This is a genomic window from Streptomyces sp. NPDC127084 (genome assembly GCF_042724175.1).
GTDB lineage: Bacteria > Actinomycetota > Actinomycetes > Streptomycetales > Streptomycetaceae > Streptomyces.
On the sequence record NZ_JBHXFA010000336.1, the window covers coordinates 1 to 2,016 of the forward strand.

Consider the following 2,016-nt stretch of genomic DNA (forward strand, 5'->3'; position numbering starts at 1 on the left):
CGTATGAACAGGGTACCGAGACGGTCAGGCAAGCGATTCAGGCCTTCGGCGACCGACACCCTCTCACTCCAGCCGATGCAAACGCCGATCCCGACTGGAAGATCGCAGAGAAGCACTTCACTCACCTGGTTGAGGTGATCATGGGCACGGCAGCACTCGGGCAGAGCAATGCAGCGGGCACCATTCGCCGGGCCGAAAACGAAGCCGTCCAGCTCCTGCTCACCTTGAACACGGTTCCGAATTACCGCTGCCCCATCTGCGTCAAGCAGCAGAGGGGTTCACTGTGACCCCCCGGCCTACCCTGGAGGCGTGGTGACGGACGCCGAGCGTGCACAGCACGAAGCCGCCCTGCGAGGGCTGCTCTACCTCGCGTGCCCGGACGCTCCCGCTGCGGCCATCACTCGAACCGCCCACGCCATCGCGCAGGGCTCGGAGGAAACGCCGCACGAGCCGGTTCCCGAAGCCACGTTCCTCAGGCACCCTCGGCCTGCCTATGGGCGCCTACGGCTGGCCGGTGCGGACCTGAGCGGTGCAGACCTGCCTGGCGAGGACCTGACCAGCGCGGACCTACCCGGCGCGGACCTGAGCGACGCGAACTTGGCCGGTGCGGACCTGACCAGTGTGAACCTGAGCGACGCGAACTTGGCCGGTGCAGATCTGAGCGATGCGAACCTGCGCGGTGCGAATCTTCGCGGTGCGAACCTGGTCCGCGCGAACCTGAGCGGCACGAACCTCCAGTACGTTCTGGGCATGTTTCAAGCTCCTCCGGGAGCTACCTGGAGCCGACAGACGCAGTGGCCTCACCAGTTGGCATCGATTGTTGCCGAGCAATCTGACGAGGTGCGCCCCGGCGTCTTCCAAGTCCGTGGAGAGCAGACGCCTGACCGTTCAGGCATGGTTCGGGTCTGAAAGAACTCCCGACAACAGACCCGGCATCGCTCTCACCCTGTTCAACAACTAGGAGAGCAGTAAGGTCGGTCGGCCCCAGTCATGACGCCAGCCTCTCGAGACGTCCTCGTACGCCGCATCCCCGTCTCTTCGGTTGCCGGAGGTGGACGCCGCCGTCGAGGTTTCCCCCGCGTGTGCGAGGCCGTCGTCACTCATTCCCGGGGTTGTTGGAGGCGGCGCTGGAGCGGGAGTTGCAGGTCGTGGCGTGCGGCGTCGTGCTTGGGGTCGGTCGGCACCGCGTGTGTCGGGTCTCTCGTGGTCCGCTCGGTGGGAGAGGTGAGGGTGTTCAGCAGGGCGTGTGCGCGGTGGGCGGTGTCCACGGCGATCAGGTGCATGGCTGTGGTGTCGATGCCCGGCAGGTGGACGGGTTGGGGTTCCGCCGGGGCGGCAGGCGGCTCAAGACGCGGGGGCAGCGGCGGCTGGGAGTGCTCCCATTGGTCGTAGGCGGTCTCGGCGAGGACGGCTGGCGGAACTGTCCGCGAAGGCTCGTAGCGGGGCTGGAGGCTGCGGTGGTCGGGGTCGTGGAGGCCAGCGAAGAAGTCGGTCGCGGCCCTGCCGCGCAGGACGAGAAGCGCGAGCGGCTGGGCGTCGAGAGCGCGGGCCACTTGATACAGGGCGGTGGCGGCGTGCTTGCACCAGACAGCCGCGTTGGAGGGGCACGGGCAGGAGACCGCGCACTGGTCGAGGGTCGGCAGGAGCCGGATTCCGTTGCGGGCCCCGGCAGCGGCCAGCTCGGTGAGGACGTCCTCGGCGGCCATGGCGGACCAGCGGCCGGCGAGGTGCCGGGTGATCAGGGTCAGGTCCCTCCAATGCGAGGCGTCCAGTGTCGGAATGCGGATGGTGGGGTTGGGCTGGGGAACGTAGTAGGCGTACGTGTTGCTGTCGGGGCGGGTGTTCTCGTTGATCCACAGGCGTACGGTGCCGGGTTCGAGCACGAGGTGGCCGACGGGGGCGGTGCGTGCGTAGGCGCGGGCGCGGGTGAGCGGGCCGGCTCCGGCCGTCCCGCGAGGTGGGAGGGCGGTCAGCCAGGCGCGGCCGGCTGGCCGTTCGGCCAGGTCAGCGCCCGGC

General features: G+C 68.6%; 3 protein-coding genes. 2 read left to right on the top strand and 1 reads right to left on the bottom strand.

Annotated features, from left to right (window positions below; translation table 11 throughout):
- Both ACFWI9_RS33975 and ACFWI9_RS33980 read left to right on the top strand, forming a co-directional pair.
- Nucleotides 1–287 (top strand): hypothetical protein (locus tag ACFWI9_RS33975; protein WP_387169081.1); only part of this gene is annotated, 287 nt, incomplete at its 5' end.
- Between the two features lie 22 nt (nt 288–309).
- The gene (locus ACFWI9_RS33980; RefSeq protein ID WP_387169083.1) at nt 310–909 is read left to right on the top strand and encodes a pentapeptide repeat-containing protein; all 600 of its coding nucleotides are present in this window, start codon (nt 310–312) and stop codon (nt 907–909) included.
- Between the two features lie 191 nt (nt 910–1,100).
- Here ACFWI9_RS33980 and ACFWI9_RS33985 read toward each other — a convergent pair.
- On the bottom strand, nt 1,101–2,016 hold a 916-nt coding region (locus ACFWI9_RS33985; RefSeq protein WP_387169086.1), incomplete at its 5' end, for a hypothetical protein.